Origin of the sequence: Cyclonatronum proteinivorum (assembly GCF_003353065.1) — a bacterium.
Lineage (GTDB): Bacteria > Bacteroidota > Rhodothermia > Balneolales > Cyclonatronaceae > Cyclonatronum > Cyclonatronum proteinivorum.
Window position 1 is genome coordinate 2,910,123 of sequence record NZ_CP027806.1, and the last position, 24,301, is coordinate 2,934,423.

Consider the following 24,301-nt stretch of genomic DNA (forward strand, 5'->3'; position numbering starts at 1 on the left):
GGGTTGGGTTGCTTTGTATTCTATTGCAGAATTTTGATCTGAGCTTATGCGAAGATACTGTTTTTATCCGCAAAAATGACAAGCCCCGGGGTTTGAGAAGCCTGAACAAAAAAGCCTCCGAAACAAATGCTCCGGAGGCTTTCCTTTAAACCTGAATGATGAAGATCAGGTAATTACTCTTCGAGCGTAGAGAGGTCACCTTCATCAACACCCATGGCGCGGGCCTTGAGGACGCGGCGCATAATTTTGCCGCTTCGGGTTTTCGGCAGAGACTCGAGGAAGTGAACTTCTTCGGGTTTCGCGATCGGACCAATCTCAGCGCTCACGTGCGCCTTGATTTCATTGGCGAGCTTCTGATCTCCCGTCATGCCGGCTTTGAGGATACAGTATACGTGAATACAGTTCCCTTTCAGCTCGTGCGGCAGCGCAATTGCGGCAGCTTCTGCAACAGCCGGGAAGCTTACCAAAGCACTCTCTACTTCAGCCGTACCGAGACGGTAGCCACTGACTTTGATAACATCATCAATCCGGCCAATGACCCAGATGTAGCCGTCTTCATCGATACGGGCGGAGTCGCCGGCTTTGTACCAGCCGTTTTCTTCGTATTCCTTCCAGTAGGTTTCGACATAGCGATCCGGATCGTTGAAGATCGTCCGGGCCATACCGGGCGTCGGGCGCTTAATTACAAGCTTGCCTTCTTCGCCTGGTCCTACTTCTTTGCCGTTTTCATCTACGATACCAACCTGTACCCCGAAGAACGGCTTGGTTGCAGAGCCGGGCTTGAGCGGGGTAACGGGCAGCGGACAAATCATGAAGCCACCGGTTTCGGTTTGCCACCAGGTATCCATAATCGGACACTTTTCACCCCCGATGTGCTTGTGATACCAGCGCCACGCTTCAGGGTTGATCGGCTCGCCTACAGAGCCCAGAAGTCTCAGGCTACTCAGATCATGACGCTTCGGCCACTGATCCCCAAAGCGCATGAGGCCGCGTACCGCGGTCGGGGAAGTGTACAGAATGGTAATGCCATACTTTTCAATCATGTGCCACCAGCGGTTCGGGTAGGGATGATTCGGCGCGCCCTCGTACATCATAATGGTAGAACCGTTGATCAGCGGGCTGTACACGAGGTAGCTGTGACCGGTAATCCAGCCGGGATCAGCGGCACACCACCAGCGGTCTTCATCCTTAACGTCAAACACATAGCGGTGCGTGGTTGAGGTGTACACCTGATACCCGCCGTGCGTATGCACCAGACCTTTCGGCTTCCCTGTTGTTCCGGAGGTGAACAGGATGAAAAGCATATCTTCCGCATCCATCTCTTCCGTTTTGCACTTGGTGCTTGCGATGGGCAGCGCCATAAGATCGTGGAACCAGAAGTCACGGTCGTTTTCCATGCGCACTTCATGACCGGTGCGCTTCACCGTGATACAGACTTCAATGGTCGGGGAGCGGTCCATGGCCTCATTGGCGATAGACTTGAGGTCGGTCACCTTGCCTCTTCTCCAGCCGCCGTCAGCGGTAACAAGTACGCGGGAGTTGGCACTTGCAATACGGTCGGCAAGCGCTTCCACACTGAAGCCGCCATAAACAACACTGTGCGCAGCGCCAATCTTAACGCAAGCGAGCATGGTAATGGCAAGCTCAGGAATCTGCGGCATGTAAATGGTGACAATATCACCTTTGCGCACACCCATACTTTTGAGCACGTTTGCCGTTTTGCTCACTTCGCGGTTCAGGGCATGATACGAAAGCACCTTAACATCACCGGGCTCGCCTTCCCAGACCATTGCTACCTTGTTGCGGCGCCAGGTTTTGAGATGGCGGTCAATTGCATTCTGAATAATATTGGTTTTGGCTCCTACAAACCATTTGTAGAAAGGCGCCTGGGAGTCATCAAATACTTTGTCCCATTTTTTGTACCATTCAAGCCGCTCGGCCTCTTCCGCCCAAAACCCTTCCGGATCTTCAATAGAGCGCTTATAGACCGCATCATAATCTTTGATGTGGGCATTGGCTTTTATTTCATCGGAGGGATAATAAAATTCTCCGTTTTCATGTACAGTTTCGTCAGTTGCAGGAGTAGACATAAAACTTCGTATTTAATGTTGATTAATGTTAGCTATTGGGAAGCTGCGCGGCCACATCAGGCAAAAAATCAATTGCAGAAGCGGCTTAAGCGGCAGAACGTCCCTGATATATAATGATATCGGTTGAGGACTTTTGCCCTGTTAAAAAATAATGGGTTATGTCTCATCTAATCAGGGCTGAACCGGCGGCTTCAGCGCAGCCGGTTCAGCCTGATCAGAGAAAGAAACCGAGCCTACTTGGATTCGTCGTCTGTGAGTTCCCGCGGGATACGGATATTCTCAACCAGATTCTGAATTTCCATCGGCGGCGGTGCGGTGAATTTGGACACCACGATGGCCACGATGAAGTTCACGAGCATACCTACAGTACCGAAGCCCTGTGGCGAAATGCCGAACCACCAGTTCTCAAGGTTGTTCAGATCGGTGCGGATGAAGGTGAAGTACACGATGTAAGCGGTTGTAATCACAAGACCTGCAACCATACCCGCAATCGCCCCTTCCTTGTTCATGCGTTTGTAGAAAATACCGAGCATAATGGCCGGGAAGAAGGAGGCCGCTGCAAGCCCGAAGGCAAAGGCGACCGTTTGCGCAACGAACCCGGGCGGATTTATACCGAAGTAACCGGCAATTATGACCGCAAAACCAGCCGCAATACGGGCAATCATCAGCTCTTTTTTATCACTAATTTCTGGCGCTAACTCCCGTTTCACGAGGTCGTGGGCCACCGAGGTTGAAATAACCAGCAGCAGACCCGCAGCCGTGGAGAGCGCAGCGGCCACACCTCCGGCGGCGACCAGACCAATCACCCATGCAGGCAGGTCGGCAATTTCAGGATTAGCAAGTACGATGATGTCACGGTCGATATGCAGCTCATTGATGGTTTCATCGGCACGGTACTGAATAATGCCGTCTTCGTTTTTGTCATCAAAAACGATCAGACCCGTATTCTCCCAGGTTTTAAACCAGTCAGGTACTTCTTCATACTGCACATTGTTGATCGTCTCAAACAGGTTTACGCGGGCAAATGCTGCAATAGCAGGTGCTGTAGCATAAAGCAGTACGATGAAAATCAGGGCATAAAGGGCGGATTTACGGGCATCACGTACCTTGGGTACCGTGAAGAAGCGCACAATTACGTGCGGCAAACCCGCTGTACCCACCATCAGGGCAAGCGTTATAAAGAAGACGTCAATTTGGGCCAGCGCTCCCGACGTATACGCGTCGAACCCGAATTCGGTGCTAAGGCCGTCAAGGCGTTCCAAGATTGATTGCTCAGAACCCAGCATGGTTGAACCAAAGCCAATCTGCGGGATTACGTTACCGGTGAGTAACAGCGAGATAAAAATAGCCGGAACGAGATAGGCAAAAATCAGGACGCAGTACTGCGCAACCTGCGTGTATGTAATCCCCTTCATCCCGCCGAATACGGCATAGAAGAATACGATGATCATCCCGATGACTACACCGAGCTCAACTTCAACATTGAGGAAGCGCGAAAACACAATACCTACCCCGCGCATCTGACCGGCTACATATACAAAGGAAATAAATACAGCACAGATTACGGCAACAAGGCGGGCTGTGGAAGAATAGTAGCGGTCACCCACAAAATCAGGGACGGTAAACTTACCGAACTTACGCAGATACGGGGCAAGCAAGAGTGCCAGAAGCACGTAACCGCCCGTCCATCCCATCAGATAAACCGAGCCGTCGCGACCCATGAAGGCGATCAGACCTGCCATGGAGATAAATGAAGCGGCTGACATCCAGTCAGCTGCCGTTGCCATACCGTTTGCAAGCGGTGGTACCGAGCCGCCCGCAACGTAAAACTCACTTGTACTGCCGGCACGCGACCAAATGGCAATACCGATATAAAGTGCAAAACTTGCTCCGACGATTATAATCGTCCAAAGTAAAATGGGATCCATAATGTAGTTTCTCCGGGTTTAGGGGTTAGTCTTGTTCGTCGAAGCCATACTCTTTGTCGAGCTTGTTCATCAACACCATGTAAGCAGCAATTACTATAATGAAGATGTACATAGAGCCCTGCTGGGCGAACCAGAACCCCAGCGGAAAACCACCCAGGGTGAAATTATCCAGGTAATCTACAAACAGAATACCCGCTCCGTATGAGGCCATAAACCAGATGAAAAGCAGCACACCTACATAGGTGAGGTTTTTCTTCCAGTACGCCTTGGCTAATTCTTTATGATCCATAATGCGCAATTAGATGAGTTGGTTAGGTTGAGTCAGATCGATAGGTGTTGCAAGCATGAGCTTTTTGAGCTCTGTTAAATCAGCAGCCGCTGTATGATTTGCGACTGCTGATTTAAGTTCTTTTTTCAGAAAAACAGATAGGCCGAAAATTGTGTGCGGAAATTGCCCACAGCCTTGCTGTCGCTGATGGTAAGATCGCTGTTGAATGCCCCGTAGGCCGCAACCGTATATTCCAGTTCAAGGGCAAAGCGCACGGGGCCGGAATGTACCTGCGCTCTAGGAGAAATCCGCCATACGTAGTCAATGCCTAAATCAATTAAATCATTGTACTCCAGAAAAAAGCCACGCGACCCATCTACCGGAATGAAATTATCACTACTTACACCCAAGTTTTGAGTATACCCAGCAAATACACCAAATTCAGTGCGAACACCATCGCTTTCACCGCGAAAACCAGTACTTAGCTCTGTCCAAAATGATATAATTGAAGTCGGTAGTACTTTATCCTTGGCGTTATCTATTTTCTCACGGGCGAGACCGCCAATCATCAGGTGATCCGTCATATTCTGCCCTACGAGACCATACAGCTTAAAAAAGCCGGTACCGAAATTGAAGCGGGCGAAGGCAGAAGCGGCAAGGCTGTTGGTGGCTTCCGTCTGATTGTGTTCCAGAATGACTTGTTTGAAATCAACGCCGGTTCCGAAATGATGACCTGCGGCTGTAGCGTGTATCCCTGCAAAGAGGTTGGGAATACCGGAATTACGAAGCGGCTTGTTACCGCCGGGTCCGGCAAAGTCGCGCTGTGCCATCGCGGCAGCGATCAGGCTTATGTCTCCGACACGGTGGGTTAACCGCAACTGCGGATTGCGGGAGAAGGCCTTGAAGGGCACCCCTGTATTGAAGTTGACGACTTCCGGAAAACTCTGTGTATTAAATAGCGGGTGCCAGAACTGACCGGCTATGAACTGCGTGTTCTCCCAATCAAGCCGTACAAAAGCATGACGAAGCCGGAAGGTATTGATATTTGCATCCGTTACCCCAAAAAAAGCACCTTCGATCACACCGCTTGTGCGGGCCCCAAAGGCATCAGGGCCTGTTAATCCCGCCGTAATACGGGTCTGAATGCTTGACATATTCAGCTGACGGTTCTCATTTACATCTTTTCCGTCAACAAGCAGCTCGGGAAGCGGAAAAAGTGCGAACTGATTTTCACGGGCCGCAACAAGCTCCCTGCCGTCAGAAAAAACATCTGTTTTAACAAAGCCCGAAACAGAAAAGCTTTGCGCGTTGACTTCCTGACTCACTACAAAAGCAAAAGCCGCTGTTAAACAGCAGAAAATCGCTTTCCTAAGTTTCAAAAAATTCATAAGCCTCAATTATTATCGGTATTGCTGTTTTGAAGGATATTTAAGTATTACAACATCAGCCCATCGGGCTTATTCACTTTTACAGTCGATGCTTCTTTGTAGATAAGGAAACTATAAAAAAAAGACAAGCGAATTTTCGCTATCAGCAAAAAATACTTTTTTTTGAAGTTTACGCTGTTAAGTTCTGTTACGCTCCCAAAAAGCGTTTACAGTTGACTAAGACACCTTTTTTTCTATTTTAGGATATCACACCACTATGCTATACAGCGCAGTGACATAGATTCCAAAACAGCTGCTTGATTATCTAAAACTTACGCCCGACCATAATACAAGCGTTAAATTAGAATAATCAGTTTAACTTTCAAACTTTAATGCCCTTTTTTCTCAGAAAAAGTATTTCATCTGGTCCGGTTCGCATCAACTTCTCAAAAGGCGGGATAGGGCTTTCTGCGGGGGTGACAGGTGCGCGCATTGGCTTTAATAAGAACGGTGCCTATGTGGCAGGCGGCAGACACGGACTTTATTACCGGGAAAAAATCGGTAAAAAAGGAAGAAACAGAAGCCGCAGTTCCGCTGCCGGGGCAAAACCTACCGTTGAGCAGTTTGTTGATACCGGCCTCACCTACCATGAGCACCGAGCTGATACAGCACAGCTAAGCCAACAGACCTCATCATCCCCAAAATATGCAGACCCGCTCGTACGCGCCGGATTTTGGGGTGGATGGATTATCATTATTACAGGGATTATGATCCCTTCCCTGCTGACAGCAGCCGCGGGGATTTTACTGCTCATTATTTCAAGCGTCGCTAAAAAGAGCCGTATACAGCAGGCAAAACGGGTGCTGAAGCAAACGGAAGAAAGTCTGGAAAAAATCGGCGAGGCAGATAAACCCGACAAGCTGTTAGAGAAACTGGCTGAGCCCGCGATCATAGAGCCCGAGCGCAGTCAGCGAAATCTGCTGCTGGCAGAAGCTGCCGTGACCTTATTTATGGACGGCACAACCTCCTTTAACCGGTTTGATCTTGAATCTTACCTGAGAAGCCTGGCATTGCCGGAACAGACGATAACTGATACCAAGCTTGAAGCCATCAATGAGCTGATTGCAGATTGCCTGAGCGATCACATGCTAAGCACGGAAGAAGAACAGCACATCTGGCGCATCATTCAGGACTGTGGGGTTCCTCCTCAACATCAGCAGCAGCTCAAAACGGAGCTGAACCGATATGCCGCTGCCCGCGCACTGATCGAAAACCTGCAGGAAATCAGCTGTCCCGTGATGCTTACACGCGGGGAACGCTGCTACTTTAAAACGGAGGGTCGCCTGCTGAAGCGAAAGCAGCTCGGCCGCCATCAGCGGGATGGCGTAATTTTCAAACAGCTGGGCTATGAGACAGATATGGAAGGCAGCATTTACGTGACCAATAAGCACATTCACATCACCGACGGAAATACCCGCAGCATTCGTCTGAATCACATCACAAGTATTACCGAAGACCTGATTGAAAATGTCATCACGCTCAGCCTCAACAACCGCGTAAATCCGGTCTATCTCACAGCAAAAGACACCATCAGCCTCAGCTTCCTGATCAATCACCTGCTCAGCGAATAAAGTTTTCCTGCTTTCTCTCCCACTCCTTCCGCTTTTCTGATGTAATCCTAAAAAACAGCGAAACAGTCTTGATATCGGTCGGCTGTTACCTTATATTTTGAAGCTACAAATTAAGGGCGGTTAGCTCAGTTGGTTAGAGCGCCACGTTGACATCGTGGAGGTCGATGGTTCGAATCCATTATCGCCCACAAACTGCATTTTTAAAGCCTTGTAAGTATTGAACTTGCAGGGCTTTTTTTGTGGCTGTTACCAACAGTTTGTTGCTACTTACAAATTGCTTCAGCCTAACATCAGTTATCTACAGCAGCTACTGCGTTTTCATTTTTTTTTGGGAGGGGTGCCTGCGCGCGGAGCTTTCATCCTACAAACTGTCGCTCCTGACAGACATAAAATCTTGGGTATGTGCGATATCCTGAAAAGAAACGGTTCATCTCGAACCCCGGGACATGGCAACGCAGCACTCAAAACCCCAACAATGCGGCCTGCACCAGCACCCCATCGAAGCATCATGTGAGAGATCTCCTGCAGCTGTTTTGCTCTGATATGCATCAACGATTCGTAGCCCCCTGCACCACCAGATCCTTCGACTCCGCTGCGCTCCGCTCAGGATGACAGGGGCCGCCTCGCATCAAACGGCGCGGCATGCCGCGCCTGGGGTGCTGGTGGGCGGCGCTTTCGTGCTACAAAGCTGTCGCTCCTACCGGAGCTGGTTCGAAATAATAAATGAAAAAACGTGTCATCTCGAACAATGGGGCATGGCAATGCCGCAAACAAAGCCCAAGCTATCCGACCTGCACCGGCAGTCCCTCAAAGCATCATGTGAGAGATCTCCTGCAGCTGTTCGGCTCTGATATGCATCAACGATTCGTAGCCCAGCACTACGAGATCCTTCGACTCCGCTACGCTCCGCTCAGGATGACAGGCGCCCTTGCCTCAAACGGCACGGCAGGCCGCGCCGGGGGTGGTGGAGAGACAGGTGCTATCAGGCTTCAAAGCTGTCGCTCCTACCGGAGCTGGTTCGAAATCAGAAACAAAAAACGTGTCATCTCGAACCCCGGGACATGGCAAAGCTGTAATCAAAGCCCCAAAAATCCCACCTGCCTCGGCAGACCATCGAAGCATCATGTGAGAGTTCTCCTGCGGTTAGTGGGCCCCGATAGAGATCAACGCTACCGTGCCCTGCACCACCAGATCCTTCGACTCCGCTGCGCTCCGCTCAGGATGACAGGCGACGCCTCGCGCCAAACGGCGCGGCAAGCCGCGCCTGGGGTTTTGAGAATTGCCCCTGTCATCCTGAGCGGAGCCGAAGCGCAGCGGAGGCGGAGTCGAAGGATCTGGTGATATGGCTTGGGAGGTTGAGACAACACGATTAAACATCGAGAGCCATCTGCCTCAATGCATCTTCCGCCGAAGGAGATCCCTCACATGAATCTTTTTTGAATACTTCGGTTTGATTGCCAACGGCGGCTTCGGGTTTGTTCCTTGCCAAATGAAAAGCGTTCGGGATGACCTGGACAGGCTTTGGGGTAGTATAGGACCGAACCGGACCGGATCAGACCGAACGGGGCGTTGCTAACCGGGTTCGGAATTGAATTTGGGTTAGATGGCTTGTCTCTCAAAATCCTGTATATCCCATAATCCTAAAAATCCTGTTCAAAAAAAGACGGAGAAAGCCATTCAACTTAAACCCCGCTCATCCGCGGTCGGGTTGCGCGGGTTTAGTATTCGCTGCTGTGCATTTCCCAGCTGCTGGTGCTTTCCTGCCAGCTTAGGCGGAGCTGATTCGGGGCGCAGCAGGTTTGGCAGTCTTCAATGTATTCCTGATCGGGTCCCTGACTGGGGTCGATGAAGGTGTCGTTTGGCGATCCGCAGAAGCTGCACGAGAAGCGGCCTTGCTGTACCTGCATGTCGTTCAGACTATTTTCGTATTCGTCGGAATGGGACTCAAAATCACCGAAAGGATCGGGTTCGTCTTCGTATTGGTCGTCGTTGTAGCTGTTCATGGCACTGTTCTCTCCTGATGGTTTGCTAATTGAGCAAAATACCCAACCCGCAACAAAAAAGGGAGGCGAATAACTCACCTCCCTTCTTTTTTATAGCGGTAAAATTTGCGGTTCCGCAGCTTATTTCACGAGCGTCATTTTGCGCGTGAATTGCTGTCCGGTGCCAAGCTGCATGCGGTACAGGTACACGCCGCTTGCAAGTCGTGAGCCGTCGAAGCTTAGGGTGTGACGACCGGCGCTCATGGTTTCATTGCGTACGAGTACGGCGACCCGGCGACCCGTGATGTCGTACACGCTGATGCTGACTTCATCCTGTGCGGGCAGTTCGAAGCTGAGGTTGGTGACCGGGTTGAACGGGTTGGGATAGTTTTGGGAAAGCGTTGCGACCATGGGTACTTCCAGGTCTTCTTCGCTGATGCTGACGGGTACATTGAATGTGTTTTCCCCGCCGGCCTGCCAGTAGCGCGCGGCGAATTCCTGGAAGAATTCGTTGGCGATACTTCTGTTTTGGATGATGAGGGTGTTCTCATCATTGTTAAAGTTGGCGTTGGCCGACCAGTTGTGGGAACCGGTGATTACCGTTGCGTTATCCCCGGCAAGTTCGCCATCCACGATAGCGTATTTGTGGTGCAGCAGGCCAAAGTCTCCGGCGGGCAGGTGATGCACATCGGCCCAGCTATTGAGATAATCCCACTCACTGCCCTGCGTGCCGATTTCACCAATGACACCGCGTACGTCAACGCCCTGATTGAAGCGGGCGAGCATGGTGTTGGAGATAGGGCGGCGGGTGATGAGGTTCAAACCCAGATCAATGCTTTCCTGTGCGGTTGCAAGGGTGCGGTTGATCTGCGCTTCGGTACCGGCCTGCGGACTAAAATAGAGCTGCACATAAGTCTGATCTTCCCCGATCCAGAAGGAGGAGGCGTTCACCACTTCTTTATCCGCGCTGAAGCGGGCCTGATTCGGACGAAACGGGCCTGATTCCGCGCCCCACATCTGATTGAACTCGCGCCAGTAGGCACGGGCGAGGGCAACGTCCTGAATGTTGAGCATGTTCTGGAACTGATTGTTGGTGCCGTCATCGGTCGCATTCCAGGAGCTCGTTACGACCCAGGCTTTGTGGTAATCCTGGTGAAAGGCGTCAATGACCGCAAACTTGTTGTGCATTTGCTCGCTACTGTTCGCCTGAACGGCGGGCACACCATTGTTTTGCATACGGTTGATAACCGCATTGGGATTTCCGGTATGATTGGATCCAATCACACGTACCTGAACCCCGCGCTGATGGGCGTCAATGATGGCGTCGGCAATGGCGTTGCCTACCGCCCCGCTGATGTTGTAAAAGGCGAACTCGGCAGATATTTCGGCCGCTTCGATGAACTCGATGAGACGATCAGCAAAGTTGATGTTTTGGTTGGCTTCGTTGAACAGGGCAAGTTCATGCGCCACACTTTTATTGAACAGGGCGATGATTTCACCGGTGCTGCCGGGCGGTGAAGCGGTTGAGCTGAGGTAGCGGTTCGTAATGCTGGTGTCCGTCCCAGCGGCGGAACGCATTTCGAACTCAAAGGTCTCGGCATACCACAGGCCATCGATGGTTACGCTGTGGAAGGTTTTTGGCGTCGGATCAATGATGGTACCGAGCTCAAGGGAGGAGGTGAGTCCGTAGCGAACTTCGGTGTGCCCCGGCTCTTCGGTTTCCCACTCAAGGGTAATGCTGTTGTTTGTGGCCGAAGTGGTAAAGGGAGGCGCGGTTGTGATGATGGGACCGCTTGTGATTTGAATATCGGTGCGGAAGCGCGGCAGAAGCTGATTGGTGGACATGAAGCGACCCGCAATGCCGGTAATTTCGACTTCGCTGTTCGGGATGACCGCTCCGGGGATGTTGGTGAAGTTATCCACGCGGAGTACGCTTTCCAGAGCGCCGTCCGTGATGTTGTAGTTGGTACCGCCGGAAAATACGCCGCCGGAAGTGAAGGTTACATCACTAACCCTTACCAACTGACCTTCAAACGCGCCGGAATTAAGCTGTTCAAGGGTTATATCAACCGGCTCAACTTCTTCATTAAATTCACTAAAGACTTCAAAGAAGGTATGATCCACAATCTGTAGCAGCTGATTGAAACTGCCTAAGGTCCCGCTTACGACCAGGGAATCACCGATGATGGCCCCGACGAGATATTCATCCCGCATGATGGGTCCGCTGAACCAGCCGATCCCGCCGGTGCCATCCTGCAGGTACACGGGTCCGGCGAACTGATCTGCCACGGTTACGCGTCCGGCAATGGTTACTTCCGTGCCCTGCGGCAGGCTTCTCGCTACGGCGATGGGCAGCGGCTCGGAGGTATCGAGGGTTTCTCCGGCAAGGTTAATCAGGAAGGAAGACTGTTCCGGATCGTTGGTTTCGAAGCTGAGGCTTCCGCTGTATTGCCCGTTTACGGGGGCGTTGTATTGCAGGGCTACGGTTACCGACTCAAGGGTTCCGATCGTAAGGTCGAGGCTTCCATCCACAGAAAAAACTTCGCCTTCAAGCTGCGCACCGGAAATTTCGAGGGGCGTCTGCCCTTCATTGCGGAGACGAAGGGTTGCGGAGCTACTGCCGGTTGTCGTTCCGAAATCGAAAGTTGAACCGCTTTGGAAGGGCTCGTCGTTGATTCTTACGGTGAGCACCGGCTCTTCGATTTCCTGTACGAAATCTGAAATAAGAATGTCATCTACGTTGATCCGGTTGCCGGCGGTGCGCTCAAAACGAAGCCGGACGTTTCCGGGGATGTTTTCGGTGATGGTGTATTGCTCGAGCGTGTCCCCCAGGGTAATGGGATCCCCGATGGGCTGCCAGTTGGAACCGCCGTCGGTAGAAACGCTGACCTGCACAATGCCCCCGGTGTCGTTGGCGAAGCCGGAATTGGCTGCAAAGAAGGAAACTTCACTCATCCCATTGGGGTAGTCAAAATTCATCTCAATAAACCCCGCCCGGATTCTGGCAGACTGCGCGCCGTTTTTCCGGTCGTTGGCAGCGGTTCCAATAAGGGCGTCACTAAAAAACCAAACGCCTGTTTCGAGTTCAACAGGCGCCGGGGCATAGCCGGCTTTTTCTCCCTGTTCGATATCCTCAAAGAGCTGAGCCTGTACGAGGGCGGGAAGCGCCATCATACTGATCAGCACGAATGTGCGTAGCCAAAACTTCAACATATTTACAGCTTTATTTGTGTGATTTGATACAATTTGGGATGACAGCTACCATGCCCAACTTACCTATCGGGTGGAAAATCAATGGTTTGGGTTCATATATGCGTAAACCCTTTTGAACCGGGCAGGGAGGCCGTGCTTAGTACAATGCGGGAAGCAGATCTACAGTCTAAAAAAGCGAAAAAAGGCTTTGAACCTTCAAACAGGGCGGTGTAAAAGCGCTGAGCTTCTGCATGAGAGGCAGAAGTCAGCAACCGCCGGATTGCCTTAGTCTTTGTGAATCATCAACCTTAGATATAAGCGAACATCCATAATTCAAACTACGAATATTTTATAAGAATGCGGCATGCTGCGGGAAAGTTTACGCAGCGGTAACACCCCTTTAAAGCTGCGCGATGGAGCGTGTTTGCATGTCCCGGTTTAAACGGCAGCGTTTCGTTTTTGAACCTTCGTCAGTAAGTCGTCGATTTTTTTGCCGTGCCGCGCCCAGTCGAGATGGCGGTTTATGTTTTTAAGCGTTCTTTTGGGAAGAAGTTTGACGCGCCCAAGCAGCAGGCGGCGCATTTTTTTATAGAGGTCGTCTTCATCTTCATAAAAAACAGGCGCGTGAAGCAGGGGCTCATGCAGGCTCTCCGGTATAAGCTCGGTATAGGTGAGGTCGCGGGGTACCATGGGATGACAGCCGCAGTACACCGCTTCCATCAGCGCGGTACAGAAGAATTCGTAACGGGAAGTGGACAGCACAATGTCGCCCTGCCTGAGCAGGCTCGCGTATTTTTCCTGATCCGAGACATAACCATAGTGCAGAATCCGGTCGCCAAAGCGATCCCGCAGACTCCGCAAATCCGGACTTTCATTGTGAAGCTGTTCTCCGGCCAGGATCAGATCGAAGTCGCATTCGGAATCATCAAGCCGGCTGATGATACGGTTGAACATCTCCGGATTGCGGTCATACTCCCACCGCTGATTCCAGACAATGACCGGCGCGCGTTTCGTTGGAGACGGCGCCGCTGCATTTTCGAGCTCCCGCAAATGCAGCCCGGGGTGAACAACTTTGCTCTTTTCTTTGAGCGTATCAGCGAGTTCAAGATAGCGGCGATCAGAGTATTTTTTGAGAAACAGGGGCAGCGCGCCAAAGAAAGCGTCATAGTGAAAACGCGAATTGAACCAGAGCTCATCGGCCACAAGCGCACTCAGGTAGTTGATGTAGCAGTAGGTTTCATCCCGGTCTTCGCCCAGCGGCAGCGGCATGGTAAGCTGATTTTCATGCATATACATCACGCAGGGCGTATGCGCAAACCGCGGGTTGGTGAGGGCGATGAATGCCGGCAGGTTGGTCATGGAGCTCGCCAAAATAAGATCAATCGGCTCGCTTACGCTGCGGGTTTCTTCAGCCAGACTGACGGCTCCGCCGCTCATGCGCCATTTCCAGGAAATATCACTCAGGCTCACCGGGAAAACCTGATGACGCGAATAGTCGCAAAATCCCTTCATGAAAGCTTTATGTGAGCCGCCGCTGTAAGGTTCAAGATAGAGGATATTCATGCACAAGCTGATCTATAGTTGAGTCGCTGATTTATTCAGGATACGCACCTGCCCTTAACCCGAATGATTCATCCTAAGATAATCCGTATTTATCTGACAAGAAAAAGATCCGCGCTTCATCCGAACGGAATTATCCCGCATTATTCACCAAGAAATTTTCTTGCTGGCAAGGCGAAGCTGAAAACTCAGCGGAAGGGTACCTAAGTACCCTGAGCATGAGTTTTCAGATTCAACGCCGCCAGCGGGGAAATTTCGCTGCGCGGGAATCGCTTCGCTCGGTGCGCAGTCTTTACACCACACTCAAATTTGGGCTACCAGTGTTTTTAACTAAGCTAATTATAATCATATGTTTAACAAACACATCCTGTTGATTGTGAATAATGCGGGTAATGCGGGCTAAGCCTGTCCCGGAAAAAAAGCCATCGGTCGAAGACGAGCGGTTAAAACAGAAAAAGCTGCACAGGGCAGCTTTTTCGGAAGATCATCAAAAACGTCACACAGCCGATCAGGCAAGTGCAGCTTTAACTTTTTCGAAATCAGGAATGTCAGAAGCTTTTTCGAGGACTTCAGCGTACTGCACCACACCTTCTTTATCAACAGCAAAGGCGGAACGCTTCGCGACCCCGTGCATGCCGAAGAACTCATCATACAGGCAGCCATAAGCTTTGGCGGTCTCTTTATTGAAATCGCTCAGGAGCTGAAAGTTATAGCCCTGTGCTTTTTTGAATTCCTTCAGTGTGAAAAAACTGTCAACGCTGATGGCAAGAACTTCAGCGTCGAGAGATTCAAATTGCTTGAGGCTGTCGCGTACCTGACATAATTCGTCCGTGCACACAGATGAAAAAGCAAGCGGGAAGAAGAGAACAACTACATTTTTTTTGCCGGCAAAGCCGGAAAGACTAACATCTTCACCGTCTGAATTTTTGAGGGTAAAATCGGGCGCTTTATCTCCTTTTAGGATAACCATGGTATCAATTATTTTGAGGTGATGGGTTTATGGGATAGGCGGAAATGATTGCCGCCTATGACTTTTGGTTGTTTTGGAAACAGATAAGACTGCAAAATCAATCCTCAAGTTCAGCATTTTGCAGCTGAACCTGTTTTACCACAAACTGATAGCCGCTCACGAAAATAAGGATGCCCACAACGGTAATTATTTTCCAGACCCAGGGGAAGCCCAATATCGCCTGCGCGGGGAACCAATACACCACAAAGCCCAGCAGGACAAGCACAATACCGAGAAAGCTGTAAATGAACTCGAACATTTTAGTTGCAAAAAGTCCGAATAAAAGCAGCGCGACCAGAATCGCACCGCCCTCATAAATACCAATCATGACTTCCTGCAGGTAAATGGTTTGGTAAAGCAGGATGTAGGCCGGAATGAGTATAAGTGCCGAAAAATTGAAACTATACGGGTATCGGGCAACGAGCGGACGGTCTTCCCAGTTTTCAATACTCAGCGCCACGAGCACGAAACTGACGGCGCTTACCTGCGTCCAGCCCTGCAGGTTCAGCCGCTCAAAAGTCTGCGGATCAATCAGGTTGAAATCAAGTACTATCCAGGAAGCCGATGTTAGAAAATAGAAAAAGGAGGATACCGCCCACCAGATAAATTTTATATACCGCACCTCCTTGTATAGGAGCAAAAAGCGAACAAGGGCGTACAAAAGCGTGAGGTTGAGCGCAAGGGTAAGGTACCAGGTCATTGCTGAGGTTTTCCCTTGTTTTGGTTCGAGCGATCGATAGCAAGTACCCGCTCAGCAACAAGCTTTAGTTGCTGCCGCTCAAAAACAATCATCTCCTGCAGCACATCGGCAATGGTACGGGTCTGCCCGTTAATCTCACCGGCCTTTTCTATGCAATCCTGCCCGGCAGCCTGCAGATAGGCGACAAAGGACTTTCGGTTTCGGATCAAATTTTTCAGCACCGCTTCCGTGCTTTCATGCTGTATGGAAGAAAAATCAGCGGTTGTTCTGAAATCAGGCAGGGAAGCCTGCACCTTGGGCAGGGAGAAGAGTTGTTCAACCAGCGGACGAAAGTATGTGAGCTGTGCATGGTCGATTAGGTATATCATATCCAGGATAGACGTAATGCCCGAGCTCTTCTCGGTTGCCGGTACCACATCAATGACGAGGGTCAGGGCTTCGGCTTCATCAACGAGATAGGCGATGTCATCGGTGATGCGGCTGAATTGTTCTGTCGTATTCATAAAATGAGAAACGTGTATAATCAAAAAAAAGCCCGGAGATTCAGCTGAAACCCGGGCTTTTGTAATAACTGAAAAATCTTCAGGACTTGCGTAAAAGCTGAATTAAAGCGGCTTTTCGCTATCCGTATCAGTTTTTAGATTCTTTGTTTTTGGCCTCCAGCATATCAACGAGCGAAAGACCGGTATCCCAGTTTTCGTCTCGGTTGCGGACGGAGTGAATATTGTTTTCCTCTTTAAAATTCCAGAACTGACCAAACTGTCTGTTTTTGTATTGTTTGAGGAAGTCGAGGCGGTCTTTGAGATCTTCCTTATCAACGAGCAGTCTTTCCTTGTCGTAAATAGCGTCGCCTCTTGAGTGATAGACGAGATCGTAATCTTTACTCATTACGATGGCTTCTTCCGGGCAGACTTCCTCACAGAATCCACAGTAGATACAGCGGAGCATGTTAATTTCGAAGAAATCGGGGAAACGCTCTTTCTCATCGTCAGTTTCGGCAGCCTGCATGCTGATCGCGAGCGGCGGACACGCACGGGCACATAACCCGCATGCTACACAGCGCTCTTTGCCATTGTCTTTTACGAGAACAGGACGCCCTCTGAAGATGGCAGGCGGATCCCAGCGTTCTTCGGGATAGCGCATGGTCACATCCGGTTTGAACATTTGCTTAAAGGTGTAAGCCATCCCTTTAAGGATTTCCGGAATGTAGAGACGCTCTAAGAAAGTAAGTTTGCGCTCGTTCTGATGATTGTCCGTTAACGCATTGCGAACCGGCTGGTCGAGATTTTGTGTGTAGTCAATCATAATTTGGATAAAGGTTCAGCGAAAACAGATCAGCTTTATGCTGTAATTGACCTTCCTGATCTGTGATTGCTTTTTTAAAAGGCCTTAATTTGCAAAGATACAACTTGCAGCAGCAGTTTTCAATTCAAAATCGGCGCCGCCGCTCATTTCTCTTTAAAAACCATGGTGATGGGAACCCCTTCAAAATCGAAGGTATCCCGGATTTTATTTTCGATGTATCTGCGGTAATTAACAGGTAATTCTTTCGGTTTGTTCATGAAAAAAGCAAAAACCGGGGGATTTTGTTTCACCTGTGTCGCATAGTTCATTTTGAGCTGATGCCCCCTCACATAGGGCAGCGGCCGCTCTATCTTGATTTGCTCCAAAAACTGATTGAGCTGCGACGTCGATATTTTGCGCTTGCGGTTTTCCAGTACCCTGTCAACCAGCGGAAGCACATCATAAATACGCTTCCGGTTGAGCGCGGAGATGGACACAACAGGCACATAGCTGAGCATGCGCACTTTTTCGCGTATCTCTTTCACGTAATCGCGAAAGGTGTTGGATTCCTTCTCGAGCAGGTCCCATTTATTGATGACCATAATAATCCCCTTGTTGAAGCGCTCGGCTTCGGCAAGCACGCGTACATCCTGCGCCTCAAGGCCCTGCGTCGCGTCAATCAGCAGTATGGCGACATCGCACTCCATCAGGCTGCGCATGGTTCTTACGGTACTGTAGAACTCGATATTCTCTTTTACCTTGGTGCGCTTTCTCAGGCCTGCGGTATCCATCAACAAATATTTGCGCCCCTCATATTCGTAGGTACTGTTGATGGTATCGCGGGTAGTACCGGCTACGTCCGTTACAATGGAGCGGTCGTGGTTCAGCAGGGCATTCACATAGCTGGATTTACCCACATTCGGACGCCCGATGATCGCAAGTTTTGGGTAGGTGTCATCGGCAACAGGTGTGGGTTCGGGCAGGTCCCGAACGAGCGCGTCAAGCAGGTCACCGGTTCCGGATCCGTTTACGGATGAAACGGGAAAGAGCTGATCAAAGCCAAGACTGTAAAATTCGGCGGTATTCCAGCGGCGCTCTTCATTATCGGCCTTGTTCACAACGAGATACACCGGCTTTTTTTGAGCGCGCAGAATCTGAGCCATTGCATTGTCAAGATCCGTTATCCCGGTTTCCACATCTACAACAAAAAGAATGGCGTCAGATTCATCCATCGCAAGGTGTACCTGTTCGCGGATGGCTGTAAGAAAAACATCTTCATCCTGTGGCACATAGCCGCCCGTATCGATCACCGTGAAATCAGTATCATTCCAGAAGGAGTTGCCGTAATGCCGGTCGCGGGTTACGCCGGAAAAGTCATGCACAATCGCTCTGCGCTGCCCGATCAATCGGTTAAATAAAGTCGATTTGCCGACATTGGGCCGGCCAACAATGGAAACTACGGGTAGCATATTTCTTTTTGTTTTTGGATGTATGCGTCTATATTAGGTAATTGCCAATCAGGATAATCAAAAATGCTGTTATGCAGCGCTCCCGATGATCACGCAGTATTGCGCTTCCTGATCAGCCTTACAATATACAGCTTTCTCCTTTTACATATTTGGTTATTACCAGCTGTCAACCCCTGCAAAACACCACACAACCCTGATGCTCCGCTCCCTTTACGAACAACTCGGCTTCTTCCCTACTTTAATCTTTAGTGTTTTGTTTTTTGTATGCTTCACTTTTTGGCTCGCGGGCATTGCAGGACTCCTTGCCAACAAAGACCGCCGAAAGTCAACCGAGTGGTTCACCTACATGCTTATCATTTTTGTACCGCCCTACCCCATCATTTGGCTGATTACTGATGTTTTCAGGCAGTATTTCAGAATTACAAGAAAATCAGCCCAGGCGCAGAAAAGCCGTCAGTCTCACTCCTCCGTAACCTCCGCCTGAGTTCCGTCTCCAAGCTGCAGCGGTGTGTCAGGCGCCGCGGCGGAAGCTTCCGGCAGCTGTGTCTGCGGCAGCTCTGATTCATCCACAAGCAGCCAGGGTTCAAGCAGCGATTCTCCCATTTCAGCCAGAAAGCGGGATGGCTTGGTAAACACATCCCCAAAATTACTGTGCTGCAGTATGGGGTAGCTGATATACAGCATATCCTGCGCCCTTGTCACGGCTACATACAGCAAACGAAGTTCCTCATCAAGCTCTTCGGGTTCATCAACGGAAAAACCTGAAGGAATCACCCCGTCAAGGCACTGAATCAAAAAGACGTGCGCCCACTCCAGGCCTTTGGCAGAGTGTATGGTCGATAGCACAAGCGGCGTCTCGTCTTCCCTGCCTGCAAGGGTATCAACGGCTGTAGCCTCAATCGGATCAAGGGCGAGTTCTTCCAGCAGCTGCGGGTAATCCCGGTAATTCACGGCAATGGCTTCGAAAGCCTCAAGGTCTTTGAGCCGCTTCGGATGATCATCAAACTTTTTCTCGCAAACCGGCTTGTAGTAGGCGTGAATCTGCGCAAGTGCTTCGGCAGGGCTAAGCTCATTTTTCTTCAGATCAATAAGCAGCTGACTTAAACCCAGCAGCCCGGCTTTGAATTTTTCACTTACAAGCCCGCTCGCAGCGAGTTCATACGGGTTGCCTGCCGTAGCGAGCCAGTTCAGCAGGTCTGCGGCTGTCTTGGGACCAATACCTTCAATTAGCGTGAGAATTCTGTTCCACGCCAGGGCGTCATCGGGGTTTACAATTACGCGAAGGTGTGCAAGCACGTCTTTGATGTGCGCGGCTTCCGAAAACTTTTGTCCCCCGTACTTAATGAAGGGAATTTTGCGCCGGTTGAGCTCAATTTCGAGATCAAACGAATCCCTTCCGTTGCGGAAAAGCACGGCCATATCGCCCAGGCTCAGCTCCTGTTCGCGCAGGTTCATAATCATCTGCACCACAAAGCGGGACTGTTCCCGGGTATCAGCTGTTTTGACGAGCGCCGGCAGCTCCCCATCTTCCCGTTTGGTGAACAGCTTTTTTTCGAATTTATCCCGGGCCTGTTCCAGCACCTTGTTAGCCACGCGCAGAATGTTACCGGTTGACCGGTAATTTTCCTCCAGCGTAATGCGCGTGCTGCCTTCAAAAAGTTCGGGGAAGCGCATGATGTTTTTATGGTCCGCGCCCCTGAAACGGTAAATACTTTGGGCGTCGTCGCCAACTACCATCACCTTGCCGCTCGCAGGCGTAAACAAACGCACAAGCTCGGCCTGAATGGCGTTGGTATCCTGATACTCATCAACAAGCACGTACTGATGTCGTCCGCGCACAAGCTGCAGCACCTCCTCATTCTGAAGCAGCTCAACCGTACGAACGAGCAGGTCATCAAAATCCATCACCCGGTGTTGTTCCTTGTACTGCCGGTAAGCCGACGCCAATTCTTCAATGCGCTCGATGTGATTCAAAAACTGATCGTACCCGCGCTCCACAACTTCATACAGGCTGAGCTGTTTGTTGATGGCGGCGCTGATGATGTTCTGAAGCGTACTTTTTTTGGGAAATCTTGTTTTCAGCTTATCGAAGCGAAACTCTGCGCGCAGCATTTGCAGAATATCCTGCGCGTCGGCGGTATCAATGATGGTGAAGTTCTGGGGAAAGCCAATGTGTTCATGATACTGATGAAGCAGCTGACTGCAATAAAAATGAAAGGTGCCGCCGCGCACTTTCCGGCAGCGCTCATCAAGTACCGAGGAAGCACGGTCGAGCATTTCCCGCGCTGCGCGTCGGGTAAAGGTGAGCAGCAGTATTTTGGATGGATCTGCACCGGCTTCGATAAGGCGTGCAACCCGGTAAATAAGGGTGCGGGTTTTGCCGGTTCCCGCACCGGCAATTACGAGCGCAGGGCCGCCCTCGTGCATAACGGCCTGCAGCTGCGCTTCATTAAGCAGGGCAGCATAATCAATACTGTAGGCTGGCTCCCGCTGTGCTTCTTTTTTTAGGATGAATTTTTTCATAGCCGCAAAATACTAAATACGCGCTATATGTAAAAAATATATGCGGAAGCAATTCAGGCAATTTTCGCCCCGGGCTTCAAAAACATGAAGGCATAAAAAAAGCCTTCAGCAAATGAATTGATGAAGGCTTTTGCTCCCCGGGCTGGATTCGAACCAGCGACCGATCGGTTAACAGCCGATTGCTCTGCCACTGAGCTACCGAGGATTGTTTGTTGATAGATTCAAATATACAAACCGAGTGAACACCTTGTCAATAGTTTTTATCCAATTTGACGAACTATTTTTGAGCCGCAAAACGGGCTGGAGAAAAAGCGGTTTTTAAAGGAATATTTAATTTTGAATATGTTTATTTGAATTTATTTGTTATATTTGAGTAGTAGTTAATCACACCCTTCCAAACGAAAATAGGCTGCCCTGAATCTGAACTAAGCCGCAAGAGGTAACATCATGTCACTGAACCCTTTAAATAGAAAACCTGAAGCGAACATTAACCACGGTTATTTTGTGCGCATTCAGCTTGGTCTTGTTGTAAGCATGCTTCTGTTCGTACTGATTTTTAAAGTAAACTTCAGTTTTGAACCCAGCATGGATTTTGAAGTTGTAGAGCGTGAAATAGTTGAGCTCGAAGAAATTATTCAAACAGAAATAATCGAAGCCCCGCCACCGCCACCGCGTCCGCCGGCGCCGATTTCTGTACCGGATGACATTATCATGGATGACAACCTCGTCGATTTCGACGCCTTCCTTGATTTCGACGACGCCATGGCAAGTCAGCCGGCTCCTCCCCCGCCACCATCCGATGATGAAGACGAAGGCGAAGTTTTCGTAATTGTAGAACAAATGCCCGAGCTGATCGGCGGTATGGCTGAGCTCCAGCGCCAAATCGTCTATCCGGAAATCGCACGGCGTGCAGGTATCCAGGGTCGGGTTGTCGTTCAGTTTATTATCGACGAGCAAGGATATGTGAATGATCCCTTTGTAGTGCGCTCAGCCGGTGGCGGTCTCGACGAAGCAGCCATCGCAGCCGTTCAAAAAGTACGCTTCACCCCCGGCATGCAGCGCGGGCGTCCCGTACGCGTTCAATATACATTACCAGTTCAGTTCAGGCTAACACAAGCCGATTAACACATCAACGGTTCGGTCATGAAATGGCCGGGCCGTTCTTTTTTTAACTGAACTGTATTTCGAAATCAAGCCAGCCCTTTCGTGCAAAGGGCTGGCTTTTTTTGTATCAGCCACTCTCTGCCCGCAGCATATGACGAAGCAAAATCACGCCCCTGCAAAATTACTACGGCAGCTTCCAGTGCCCGTCGTAGCCCACCTTGTACAAAACAAGCCCCTTCGCCGGAGCCGTCGTACCCGATTTTGTACGATCCGGATTCCGAAAAAGTGCGCTGAATTCCTCAGCGGTTTTCTTCCCGCTGCCAACATCTATGAGCGTGCCCACAAGTGACCGCACAAGATTCCTTAGAAAACGGTTTGCGGTAACAACATAGCAATAGCGGCCGTAGTCATCCGCCTCCCGGAAATAAGACTCGAAAAACCAGCAGCGATGATGTGGCAGAGCCGGATCAAAAGGGGTAAAGGAAAGGCAGTCAAGATCGCCCTGAATGCAGGAAGCCGCCCTGCGCATGTCATCAAAATGGGGCAGTTGCGGAAAAAAAGCCGTTGTCTGTCCGAACAGCGGTTGATGTATATCTGAAAAATAATAATGGTAGGTCCGGTAATCGGCGTCAAACCGCGCATGGAAGCTGTCATGCACCGGCACAAGCTCCTTCACGAACACATCGGGCGCCAGCAGCCCGCTCAGGCTTTTTCGCAGCCGGGCGCGCTCCGTTTCAGACAGCGCACGCGGAAAATCGAAATGCGCAACCTGACCGTTGGCATGCACTCCGGCGTCTGTGCGTCCCGAACCATGTACCTGCACCTTCTGCCGCAAAGCTACGCCCAGCGCCTTCTCAACCGCCGCCTGAACCGTTGGTGCATTCGGCTGTATCTGCCAGCCCGAAAAGGATGAGCCGTTATAGGCAAGCGTAAGTCTGAATCTCGGCACAATTAACGAATAAAATGTTGATGTTGGCCCGCTTCACCCTGCACAGCGTAAATGGCAGCGCCTAAAACGAAGTGATGCCCCCTGAACCAGATTATGGAGTGGATCATGCTTATTTTTTTTGGGGGAAACTCCGTGAACATCACGGTCTTTCGTGACAGGCTGAAAGACCCCAAATCAAAGATAGGTCCCTTGCTTTTTTTGGTACCGGGTGAAACCAAAAGCGTAGCCCAAAACGAGTGAACGGACACAAAAAAAGCCCCCTTGCTTAGGCTTGGTAATAACTAAAAACCTGAAACCCTAAAGCAAGGAGATGTACGGAATACTGAAAATTACTTAACAGCAAGGGTATTCACAAGCACATCCCAAAAACAAAGCTAACAAAGCCGGCAAACGCACACAATTCGCCAGAAGGGCTCACGCAGCAGGTTACGCCCGCCAACAGCTCAGAAGCGATACCTGAAGCGGGCTTCAAAACCTTGCTGCGGATCAAGGGCCGAACGACCTACCCCGACTTCAAAACGGTCTGACTCCGCTGCCTGATTATTTGCCCTGATGAAGGCGTGCACCCCGCTGATCACACGGTTCACAACCATCAGAGAAACAACGGCAGGAATCTGACGCTCAGCGCGGTCTTTGCGGTCGCGCAGCTGCAGGAATTCTCCGCGGTTATCTTCACTCTGCCACTGCCAACGGTTTTCCGGAATGTCATCTATCAGACGGTCCCAGTTCCGGCTTCTCAGCTGCGCGTCATTGTAGGCAGCAAGGGAGTTGGCACCCGCAACAGCAAGCTCAATGTTGCGCGGCACCGTTCTCAGGTCGATACCTGCAAAGGTGCGGGCATGCGTATAGATGTCATTTTGCAGCACATTCACATTGTGACTCAGATAGACAAGCGAGCCCAACAGCATGAGATCGAGACCCAAGTGAAGCTGCCCCCGCCGCCACTCAGCCGGATCAGCGTAATATTGCCCCCATCCCGGCAGCACGAAGGACCGGAGCATGGCGCGCGCTGGCTGTGGCGCGTGCTGCATACCGCCGGTATTAAAATCACCGCCCGGGGATGTATAGAAGGTTCCCGCTGATAGCGCTGCCATCCCGAACGAGCTGTTGCTATCGGCTGCCTTAAACTGCCCGGCGGCTTGTTCGGGCATGGTACACATCATCCCAAAAAGAAAAATCAGACCTGCCGCAGCCTGCCTGATTTTTCCGTGTAATCCGAATGTAATCCTAAAAGTTTTTCGCAAT

The 24,301-nt window shown here is 50.5% G+C and carries 18 protein-coding genes and 2 tRNA genes; 4 read left to right on the plus strand and 16 right to left on the minus strand.

The window, feature by feature from the left end:
- Positions 1–173: 173 nt before the first annotated feature.
- The 4 genes from acs to CYPRO_RS11030 form a co-directional block, all read right to left on the minus strand.
- Positions 174–2,090, minus strand: a complete 1,917-nt coding sequence (gene acs / locus CYPRO_RS11015) for an acetate--CoA ligase (protein WP_114984660.1) — start codon at positions 2,088–2,090, stop codon at positions 174–176.
- Between the two features lie 233 nt (positions 2,091–2,323).
- A complete protein-coding gene (locus CYPRO_RS11020) occupies positions 2,324–4,018 on the minus strand; it encodes a sodium:solute symporter family protein (RefSeq protein ID WP_114984661.1) in 1,695 nt (564 codons plus the stop codon).
- A gap of 25 nt (positions 4,019–4,043) precedes the next feature.
- Positions 4,044–4,307 carry a DUF4212 domain-containing protein gene (locus CYPRO_RS11025; protein ID WP_205730332.1) on the minus strand — a complete coding sequence of 88 codons (264 nt, stop codon included), beginning with the start codon at positions 4,305–4,307 and terminating at the stop codon, positions 4,044–4,046.
- Positions 4,308–4,432: 125 nt separating this feature from the next.
- Positions 4,433–5,674 carry a hypothetical protein gene (locus tag CYPRO_RS11030; RefSeq protein WP_114984662.1) on the minus strand — a complete coding sequence of 414 codons (1,242 nt, stop codon included), beginning with the start codon at positions 5,672–5,674 and terminating at the stop codon, positions 4,433–4,435.
- A gap of 371 nt (positions 5,675–6,045) precedes the next feature.
- Between CYPRO_RS11030 and CYPRO_RS11035 the strand changes: the two genes are divergently transcribed.
- Complete coding sequence (locus tag CYPRO_RS11035) at positions 6,046–7,284, plus strand: DUF4236 domain-containing protein (protein ID WP_114984663.1); 1,239 nt, start codon at positions 6,046–6,048, stop codon at positions 7,282–7,284.
- Positions 7,285–7,398: 114 nt separating this feature from the next.
- Positions 7,399–7,472: transfer RNA gene (locus CYPRO_RS11040), tRNA-Val, on the plus strand.
- A 1,530-nt stretch (positions 7,473–9,002) separates the two neighbouring features.
- On the opposite strand, the gene CYPRO_RS11045 is transcribed toward CYPRO_RS11040, so the two are convergent.
- The 8 genes from CYPRO_RS11045 to der all read right to left on the minus strand — a co-directional run bounded on the left by CYPRO_RS11045 (position 9,003) and on the right by der (position 18,480).
- The gene (locus CYPRO_RS11045; protein WP_333472969.1) at positions 9,003–9,287 is read right to left on the minus strand and encodes a CPXCG motif-containing cysteine-rich protein; all 285 of its coding nucleotides are present in this window, start codon (positions 9,285–9,287) and stop codon (positions 9,003–9,005) included.
- Between the two features lie 120 nt (positions 9,288–9,407).
- The gene (locus tag CYPRO_RS11050; protein WP_114984664.1) at positions 9,408–12,479 is read right to left on the minus strand and encodes a phospholipase D-like domain-containing protein; all 3,072 of its coding nucleotides are present in this window, start codon (positions 12,477–12,479) and stop codon (positions 9,408–9,410) included.
- Positions 12,480–12,896: 417 nt separating this feature from the next.
- Positions 12,897–14,021 carry a tRNA-queuosine alpha-mannosyltransferase domain-containing protein gene (locus tag CYPRO_RS11055; RefSeq protein ID WP_114984665.1) on the minus strand — a complete coding sequence of 375 codons (1,125 nt, stop codon included), beginning with the start codon at positions 14,019–14,021 and terminating at the stop codon, positions 12,897–12,899.
- A 505-nt stretch (positions 14,022–14,526) separates the two neighbouring features.
- The gene (locus CYPRO_RS11060; RefSeq protein WP_114984666.1) at positions 14,527–14,988 is read right to left on the minus strand and encodes a peroxiredoxin; all 462 of its coding nucleotides are present in this window, start codon (positions 14,986–14,988) and stop codon (positions 14,527–14,529) included.
- Positions 14,989–15,085: 97 nt separating this feature from the next.
- Positions 15,086–15,727, minus strand: coding sequence for a hypothetical protein (locus CYPRO_RS11070; RefSeq protein ID WP_114984667.1), 642 nt, complete (start codon positions 15,725–15,727; stop codon positions 15,086–15,088).
- Positions 15,724–16,230: a hypothetical protein gene (locus CYPRO_RS11075; protein WP_124245594.1), complete on the minus strand. Its 507-nt coding sequence runs from the start codon at positions 16,228–16,230 to the stop codon at positions 15,724–15,726. The genes CYPRO_RS11070 and CYPRO_RS11075 overlap by 4 nt, the downstream gene beginning before the upstream one ends.
- A 127-nt stretch (positions 16,231–16,357) precedes the next feature.
- On the minus strand, positions 16,358–17,032 hold the full coding sequence (locus CYPRO_RS11080; RefSeq protein ID WP_114984669.1) for a NuoI/complex I 23 kDa subunit family protein: 675 nt from the start codon (positions 17,030–17,032) through the stop codon (positions 16,358–16,360).
- A gap of 143 nt (positions 17,033–17,175) precedes the next feature.
- Positions 17,176–18,480 (minus strand): ribosome biogenesis GTPase Der, encoded by a 1,305-nt coding sequence (gene der / locus CYPRO_RS11085; RefSeq protein WP_114984670.1) that lies wholly within the window; start codon positions 18,478–18,480, stop codon positions 17,176–17,178.
- Between the two features lie 196 nt (positions 18,481–18,676).
- Here der and CYPRO_RS11090 point away from each other — a divergent pair, with 196 nt between their 5' ends.
- On the plus strand, positions 18,677–18,964 hold the full coding sequence (locus CYPRO_RS11090) for a hypothetical protein (protein WP_114984671.1): 288 nt from the start codon (positions 18,677–18,679) through the stop codon (positions 18,962–18,964).
- Here CYPRO_RS11090 and CYPRO_RS11095 read toward each other — a convergent pair.
- A complete protein-coding gene (locus CYPRO_RS11095) occupies positions 18,940–21,003 on the minus strand; it encodes an ATP-dependent helicase (RefSeq protein WP_114984672.1) in 2,064 nt (687 codons plus the stop codon). The genes CYPRO_RS11090 and CYPRO_RS11095 overlap by 25 nt on opposite strands.
- Positions 21,004–21,136: 133 nt before the next feature.
- Positions 21,137–21,208, minus strand: a tRNA-Asn gene (locus CYPRO_RS11100).
- 242 nt (positions 21,209–21,450) lie between these two features.
- On the opposite strand from CYPRO_RS11100, the gene CYPRO_RS11105 reads away from it, so the two are divergent.
- Complete coding sequence (locus CYPRO_RS11105) at positions 21,451–22,128, plus strand: energy transducer TonB (protein WP_114984673.1); 678 nt, start codon at positions 21,451–21,453, stop codon at positions 22,126–22,128.
- Positions 22,129–22,291: 163 nt separating this feature from the next.
- Here the strand turns inward: CYPRO_RS11105 and truA are convergent, their stop codons facing one another.
- Positions 22,292–23,056 (minus strand): tRNA pseudouridine(38-40) synthase TruA, encoded by a 765-nt coding sequence (truA, locus tag CYPRO_RS11110; RefSeq protein WP_164682723.1) that lies wholly within the window; start codon positions 23,054–23,056, stop codon positions 22,292–22,294.
- Between the two features lie 443 nt (positions 23,057–23,499).
- On the minus strand, positions 23,500–24,300 hold the full coding sequence (locus CYPRO_RS11115) for a hypothetical protein (RefSeq protein WP_114984675.1): 801 nt from the start codon (positions 24,298–24,300) through the stop codon (positions 23,500–23,502).
- Between the last annotated feature and the right edge of the window lies 1 nt (position 24,301).